General features: G+C 65.1%; 10 protein-coding genes. 6 read left to right on the top strand and 4 right to left on the bottom strand.

From position 1 onward, the window contains the following. Positions 1-168: 168 nt before the first annotated feature. Positions 169-792, top strand: coding sequence for a hypothetical protein (locus VH569_RS28420; protein WP_423319844.1), 624 nt, complete (start codon positions 169-171; stop codon positions 790-792). Between the two features lie 130 nt (positions 793-922). Then, on the top strand, positions 923-1,285 hold the full coding sequence (locus tag VH569_RS28415; protein ID WP_423319842.1) for a hypothetical protein: 363 nt from the start codon (positions 923-925) through the stop codon (positions 1,283-1,285). A 433-nt stretch (positions 1,286-1,718) separates the two neighbouring features. Here the strand turns inward: VH569_RS28415 and VH569_RS28410 are convergent, their stop codons facing one another. From VH569_RS28410 to VH569_RS28400, 3 genes are all read right to left on the bottom strand, one after another. Beyond that, positions 1,719-1,982 (bottom strand): hypothetical protein, encoded by a 264-nt coding sequence (locus VH569_RS28410; RefSeq protein ID WP_423319840.1) that lies wholly within the window; start codon positions 1,980-1,982, stop codon positions 1,719-1,721. Positions 1,983-2,074: 92 nt separating this feature from the next. Then, positions 2,075-2,710: a hypothetical protein gene (locus tag VH569_RS28405; RefSeq protein ID WP_423319839.1), complete on the bottom strand. Its 636-nt coding sequence runs from the start codon at positions 2,708-2,710 to the stop codon at positions 2,075-2,077. Positions 2,711-2,716: 6 nt separating this feature from the next. Beyond that, a complete protein-coding gene (locus tag VH569_RS28400) occupies positions 2,717-3,343 on the bottom strand; it encodes a transposase (RefSeq protein ID WP_423319837.1) in 627 nt (208 codons plus the stop codon). 41 nt (positions 3,344-3,384) lie between these two features. On the opposite strand from VH569_RS28400, the gene VH569_RS28395 reads away from it, so the two are divergent. The 4 genes from VH569_RS28395 (at position 3,385) to VH569_RS28380 (ending at position 5,610) form a co-directional block, all read left to right on the top strand. Continuing rightward, positions 3,385-3,612, top strand: a complete 228-nt coding sequence (locus tag VH569_RS28395; RefSeq protein ID WP_423319836.1) for a hypothetical protein — start codon at positions 3,385-3,387, stop codon at positions 3,610-3,612. Between the two features lie 224 nt (positions 3,613-3,836). Beyond that, a complete protein-coding gene (locus tag VH569_RS28390; RefSeq protein ID WP_423319834.1) occupies positions 3,837-4,715 on the top strand; it encodes a DNA/RNA non-specific endonuclease in 879 nt (292 codons plus the stop codon). Next, a complete protein-coding gene (locus tag VH569_RS28385) occupies positions 4,712-4,960 on the top strand; it encodes a hypothetical protein (protein WP_109155856.1) in 249 nt (82 codons plus the stop codon). Before VH569_RS28390 ends, VH569_RS28385 begins: the two co-directional genes overlap by 4 nt. A 176-nt stretch (positions 4,961-5,136) precedes the next feature. Further along, positions 5,137-5,610, top strand: coding sequence for a helix-turn-helix domain-containing protein (locus VH569_RS28380; RefSeq protein WP_423319831.1), 474 nt, complete (start codon positions 5,137-5,139; stop codon positions 5,608-5,610). Here VH569_RS28380 and VH569_RS28375 read toward each other — a convergent pair. Continuing rightward, on the bottom strand, positions 5,607-6,284 hold the full coding sequence (locus tag VH569_RS28375; protein ID WP_423319829.1) for a JAB domain-containing protein: 678 nt from the start codon (positions 6,282-6,284) through the stop codon (positions 5,607-5,609). The two genes, VH569_RS28380 and VH569_RS28375, sit on opposite strands and share 4 nt — an antisense overlap. Positions 6,285-6,292 lie beyond the last annotated feature (8 nt).

The raw sequence follows: 6,292 nt of genomic DNA, 5'->3' as shown, positions 1-6,292 counted from the left end.
TCCTGTCCGGGATCGGGGCTATCGGCATCCCGCAAAGGCAACGGGTCTNGGCATGACGTGCCGGGATGACCGCACCGTCGCNGGGGGGGGGGGGGGGGGGGCGGCGCCCGCCCAACGCGCAAGGGGTCAGGCATCGCTCGGGCATGCGAAACCACGCGGAATTTTTCGATGATCCTCGAATCCCTGTCTGAAGCGCTGAATGAGACCGCGTCCCTCGACGTCTTCTGGCTGGACCATCGCCTGCGCTTGAACGGAACCGTCATTCCGCGCGAGGACCCGCGCTGTGCACCGGTCGACAGCTGGATTCGCCGCTTCGAGGCCGGTACCGGTGTCGGGGTCCTCGATCTCACCGCAACCGTTCCGGTCGGCGCTCGCGGCGTGCTGGATCTCGGGCGCTTGGGAACTCTTCTGGCATGTCTGCAAGCGGAGCTTGTCCTCAACCGGCCTGTGTGGCTGGGCAACACGCGGATCGAGAGCGTCACCACGGTGACGTTTCCGTCCAATGGAGCGGGTGGAGCAGACCGCCCAACCGCGTCGAGCGTCGTGTGCTCGATCAATCGCTGGGGCGACCACCGCAGCGAGGACGAGCGCTGGCCCGCGATGGTCGACGCGATGAACAGCGCGGCCGTGGCGGCCATCGACGATCAGCGCTCCTGGTTCGGCGCATGTGGGCTGGGGACGATGCGGCTGTTCGTCCGTGCCCGGTACCCGCTGTCGGAGCGGCATCGCGACCGCGCCCGCGAACAGCGGCGGCGTGCGGCGGAGATGCTTGAGAACAAGCCGGTGCGCTGACCGCCTCCCGCGTCGCGCCGCCCGGCAAACCGCACACCCAATCCGTCGCCCGTCCCGGCGCGCCGGCTGGCCCTACGGGCCGCCGCGCCGGGCGGTCGGCACGACAACGATGTTCCGACAGGAAGAAGCCATGATGACGATTGTTCGCGACGGTACCGAGCTGATCAACCGCATCGAAGCGGATGCGGTCGTCAGGGTGTTGCAGCCGGACACCGCCTATCTCACCAACCGCCTGTGCCGGCTTCTGCGGGATGCGGTGCATGCGTGGTCGCACGGCGAACACTCGCCCGCTGCGCGCGAGCAGATCGAGAACCTCCTTCTGGTGGCCGGATCCCTTGGCTACCAGGTGGGCCTCGAATGCACGGATGTCTTTACGGCCGTCGGCGACCTGGACGCGGCCGTGCAGCACGGGTTGGCTCTGATGCCACATTTTGACCGGCCGGTCCTTCGTCTGGCGTTGCAGCCCAAGCTCAACGTGGAGGCCCACGCCTGAGGGGATCGACCACCGCCGGGCGCGCCACCTCGCTCAGCCTGGCGTGGAGCGCATGAACCGGAGAGGAGGCCGGGACGGGAGCGGCCAGTTGGAACCGATGAGGACGCCCAGGGTGAGGCCCGCCGTCGGCCTCGCCGCCGCTCAGCCCGGGGCGGGCACCAAGGCCATGCACTGCAAAGGCATCAGCGTTCGCAGTGCATGGGCATCCCGGAATTCCTGCTGCCCCAAACATTTAGGTGCGAGATTCGGCTGCACGTCACGTCGGCGTCGCCTTGATGCGTCGGCGCGCCCCGTCCAAGGCACCCCGTAACCCCGTACATGTCACCCCGTCGGCCGCTGTCCCTCCGCACACGTAATCCCGGAACCCCGTACTTTTCACCCCGTCACCCCATCTCCGTCCAGGATTGGTGCGGGGTTCCGGTTCTCCGGAATCTTAGAACAGAGTATTCTTAAACAGGGGAACGAAGTTCCCGCCCAAGGGGCGCGGTCTGGTGTTTTCGCCACGGATGCCTTCGGTACCCGGCAGGCCGTACAAGCGGTGGCTGCCGCGGCCGCTCACCTCGACGGCATCGCCGCAGGCTACCAGATCCTCCAGCATCAGCCCGGCGCCGCGGACGCTGCAGCCGACCAGGACGGCCAAGCTGGCGCGAAAGCTGTCGGAATCGACATGGAAGCCGTGGAGGGCGCTCTGTCCCACGACCTTGTGAATAAGGCTGCGGGCATCGGCTTGACCGAGAAGAGGTGGCGTTGGTCGTCGGCTGGAATTTGGAGAGAGCCTCGCCTAACAGGTCAGGTCCGAGCTGTCGGAGATGATGCGCGAGGTACCCGAAGGATCGCCTTACGCCGCCTTCGGACCTGCTGGTGCTGAAGAGTAGGGTCCGGCGGCCCTGCGTCGATCACCACCACCGACAGCAGTTCGCGCGCACTGCCCGTCAGCCGATTCACGAGCGCCGTCTTCAGGTCTCCCGCCGATGCCGGGGGCGGCGAGCCGTCGCGTGGGGACGTGAGGTCAACCGTCGGCCCGAACCAGAACACAAGATACACGCCACGTCCGCCCGCCAGCGGATCGGCCGTGTAGAGCCGCTGCAACTGCCCTTCCGCCGCCGTCCACAGCGCATCGTGCATCTGCAGTTTGATCTCGACGGGTAACACGAGGGTGCCGCCGTCCACGTCGATATCGGCGTCCTTGCTCCCGGCGTAATAGCCTTCCGGCTTCGCCACCGCGCCGTGGCGGATGAGGCGGGGGGTCAACAGGCTGAGCAGGGCGTTGCGGCAGATGTTCTCCACCTTGGGTCTGACATGCTTCTCCACCTCAGTGTTCCAGAAGATCTTCCAGCCGTCGCCGGAGCTGGTGCGGATTTCCTCGGCGATGTCCTCCAGATGCTGGACGACGAGTGCCTGCAAATCCGCGGCGTTGGCTGGCAACTGTATTCAGGCTGCTTCCGGTGGTTCGTAATCGGTGCCCGTCGCAATCATCGCGTTGAGGGTGACGAGGAGCTTCCGAGCCGTGGCGATAAGGGCCGCTTTAACCGGCTTTCCGGCGGTCTGGAACCGCGCCCGAAACTCCTTGAATGCCTGGCACCATCGAGAGGCGTGCAAGGCGGCGATGTAGAGCACCGTCCGGACGATAGGCCTACCGCCGGCAATCGCCCGTGGGGCGGAGCGCTTGCCGCTGTCGCGGGCGACCGGGGCTAAGCCGACAAGTGACGCGATGCGACGGCGGTCGAGCTGACCCAGCTCTGGCAGTTCCGCGATCAATGTCGCCGCGACGACGGCGCCGGCACCCGGTATGGTACGCAGTCGGCGGTCGATAACGGCCATTTCCGGACCAGCGGCAACGAGAGCCGTCATGCGCTCTTCTATCTTGGCGATTCGGCGGTCGAGCACGACGAGCAAGCTGCGGATGTCGGCACTGGCTTCGGCGTCCGCCGTCTGCTGGAGACGGGTCGCCTCCCGTTTGCGCATCGCCACGAGCTGGCGGCGGCGCGTCGACCATTCCGTGCGGCACGCGGGTTCGTGAAGTCCATCTCTCCCCGGTTGCGTAATGGTCAAGGCCACGCTACCTTTCGTCCGATCATTGCCGAACTGGACGATTTCTGTTGGATACCGCAGACGTCCGCAGCCTGCATCTCCATTCCCTGGACAGTCTGCTGGCCGATCTGGTCAGCGGTCGGCCGGTTGGGTTGGTCGCGGACGGAACGTGCCGTTTCGCCCTGGGAACGGACGAGGCGCGGGCCTTGCTCGACTGGTACCGGAGGAACCGGCCGGTGTGGTCGAAGGCCGTCGCCAAAGACCTGCTGCCGCTCCTGGTGGACGCCGCCGCCTAGACGCCGCCCGACCTGACGGCCGCCTCTGCCTCCTCCTATACGCCCGGCAGCTACGTGCCTATTCGGGTCGAGATTCTCCGATTCGGAGGCGTGCAGGAGTACGATAGCGACGAACCTCTGGGCATCGATTTCGACAAGCGGCTGCTCCTGTTGGAAGTGCACAACGGCTGACAGTGCATTGCAAGCTGTCGTAGCTTCGGCCCTTTCTGGGAATGGGAGACACCATGCTTCTCGGACTATATGCCGTTGCCCGATGGGGGGTTGCCTGCTCGCTTCCGGCTCTCGTCCTTTTCGCCCTTTCTGCTCCCGCTGACGCCGCATCGACTGCTTGCCCTGATCATTATGCTGCGGCCGTAGCGCCGGACCTGATCAATCAGAAGCTGGCTGCGAAGACGCGGGAGCTTTGCTACTCAGCCTTCGCCGTTCTTCATTCCGGTGTGACACGGACTCCTCTCTATGCGGTTGAGCACCTGACCCGTGACAGCGTTGCGGCCGCCAAGGGCCTCGAGCGTCCGGAGGCGAGCGCCTTCCACGCCGAAACGGCCTTGCCGCCGGACGAGCGCTCCGAATTGGCCGACTTCAAGCGCTCTGGCTTCGACCGCGGCCACATGGCGCCGAACGGCGACATGCCGACGCCGAAGGCCCAGCAGGAGAGCTTTACTCTGGCCAACATGATCCCCCAGGTCGGTGAGAGCAACCGTGGGATCTGGAGTGCCATCGAAGGGGCGACCCGCCATCTCGCCAACACCCGCGGCGAGGTCTATGTCGTGACTGGTCCCGTCTTCCAGGGCGCCAACCTCCAGCGTATCGGCGGCCGGGTTCTCGTGCCGACCCACGTCTTCAAGGCCATCTACGATCCGCGTCGCCGTGAGGCCGCCGCCTATCTCGTGCCCAACGCGACAGGGAACGATTACCAGCGCATCCCCATTGCACAGCTGGAGGAGGTCACCGGCATCTCGGTCTTTCCAGGCATCCCGGCCACGGCCAAGTCGACGGTACTGGCTCTGCCGGAACCTCAGGCCTCGGGGCGGGGACGGAAGAAGGATGAGCCCGGTTTCTCTGAACGCGACGTGCTGAAGTTCCTGAAGGAGTTGATGCGATGATCAAGCCGTATGCCGACGACGCCGGAGCCATGCAGATCGGTGAACTCCAGGTCGAGAACGGCACCGACCGGGTGGCGCTCTATGGGTCAATCGATCTGACCAGGGATAAGCAAGGACTGGAACATGCCCGCAAGCTGCGTGACCTGCTGGCTGCCGTCGTGAAATCCCTGGAAACCGAAACAGACCTTCCCGACCAGATCCCTCCCCCGAAGCCGACGGATACGGTCGACAACCCGTTCAAGTGAATGGCAGCGGACACAGAGTTCACAGCCTTGGCTGTCCCACTGACCCTCGGGACATGCCAACAAGCACTCCTTGCCCACTGTGCCCGACCCAGGTCCGTGAAAGTGCATTTGGATGTGCGGACATGAGGGTTGTATAATGATTTCATCTGCTCACGCAAATGGATCGGTTAGGCGGCATGTCGCGTCGAAGGAATGGAATCCAAGCTAACGACGAAGTTGTAGCGCCCACAGCGGTAGACCAATATGTTGGAAGCCGCATCCGGCTGCGTCGCACGCTTCTGGGGATGACCCAGACCGCGTTGGGGCAGGCTGTTGGGCTCACGTTCCAGCAGATCCAGAAGTACGAGAAGGGAGCCAACAGGGTCTCCGCATCCCGCCTGTGGCAGTTCGGGATGACGCTGGATGTGCCTGTGTCCTTCTTCTTCGACGGCCTTGCCGACCAAGACTATATGCCGGACGTGACGCTCGAAGCCGATCTCTGCGCACCGGGAGAGCCGGACCCGATGGCAAGACGAGAGACGCTTGAGCTTGTCCGAGCCTACTACCGCATTGAGGATCGAGCCTTGCGCAGGCGGCTGCTGGACCTGATCAGGGCGGTTGCCGCAGCGGACGTCCCGGCAGACGCCTTTCTGGCCGCCACCGATGCCTAACGGACGGCGGCTTCGGGCGACGCCGTGACGCTGTCCCGCTCCGCTGCGACGAGGCGGGCCAGCCGCTTCACGACAGGTTCGCCCAGCAGGGTGACGTAAGAGCGCCTGCCGATGAGCAGGTACTCAACCAATTCGACCCCGAGCAAGTTCCCGGCTTTCTGGATGTCCGCGCAGGACACCCTGACGCTGGCCGGGTTTGGTGGTTCATCGCTGGGGCAGCTGTGGACGATCACCAAAGCACTGGCGTCCATGGTCAGCGCGCGGCCCATGATCTCCCGCACATACAAGGCGACGTCACCAACCGAACCGGTCTGGTGAAGCTCATCGGCAATCAGCTGGCGCTGGGGGTCGAGGAACAGCAGGCGCAGCGTCTGGACCGTCGAGCACGCGGCGCGGAGGCGGGCATAGGTCACCAGATCCTGGTGAGAGGAAAGGAGTGGGCGTTGCTCCAGCACAGGCCTTGCCAAGCGGGCCGCCAACTCGAGCACGGCTCGGAAGCGCAGCGATGCATGATTGTCCCAGAGGATGCCGCCGGGCAGCTTGCCCGCTGATGCCGCCGCGATGGCCGTCTCCAACGACCCATGCCCGCTTAGCAGGCGCAGGGCCAGGAGATCCCCGTCGGTGTCCGGGGCAGCCATCGCGAGTAAAGAGGACAGCAAGGCTTCGTCCGGCATCCCCTCCA

This window comes from Azospirillum sp. 11R-A (assembly GCF_049472615.1).
GTDB classification, from domain to species: Bacteria; Pseudomonadota; Alphaproteobacteria; order Azospirillales; family Azospirillaceae; genus Azospirillum; species Azospirillum palustre.
Note: the sequence above shows the minus strand (reverse complement) of the source record. Positions and strands in the feature narration are given on the sequence as shown.

What these genes read in the sequence shown, in the direction of transcription:
- VH569_RS28380 (WP_423319831.1), top strand. Translation starts at nt 5,137, where the DNA reads ATGTCGCGTCGAAGGAATGGAATCCAAGCTAACGACGAAGTTGTAGCG.
- VH569_RS28415 (WP_423319842.1), top strand. Translation starts at nt 923, where the DNA reads ATGATGACGATTGTTCGCGACGGTACCGAGCTGATCAACCGCATCGAA.
- VH569_RS28390 (WP_423319834.1), top strand. Translation starts at nt 3,837, where the DNA reads ATGCTTCTCGGACTATATGCCGTTGCCCGATGGGGGGTTGCCTGCTCG.
- VH569_RS28375 (WP_423319829.1), bottom strand. Translation starts at nt 6,284, where the DNA reads ATGCCGGACGAAGCCTTGCTGTCCTCTTTACTCGCGATGGCTGCCCCG.
- VH569_RS28420 (WP_423319844.1), top strand. Translation starts at nt 169, where the DNA reads ATGATCCTCGAATCCCTGTCTGAAGCGCTGAATGAGACCGCGTCCCTC.
- VH569_RS28385 (WP_109155856.1), top strand. Translation starts at nt 4,712, where the DNA reads ATGATCAAGCCGTATGCCGACGACGCCGGAGCCATGCAGATCGGTGAA.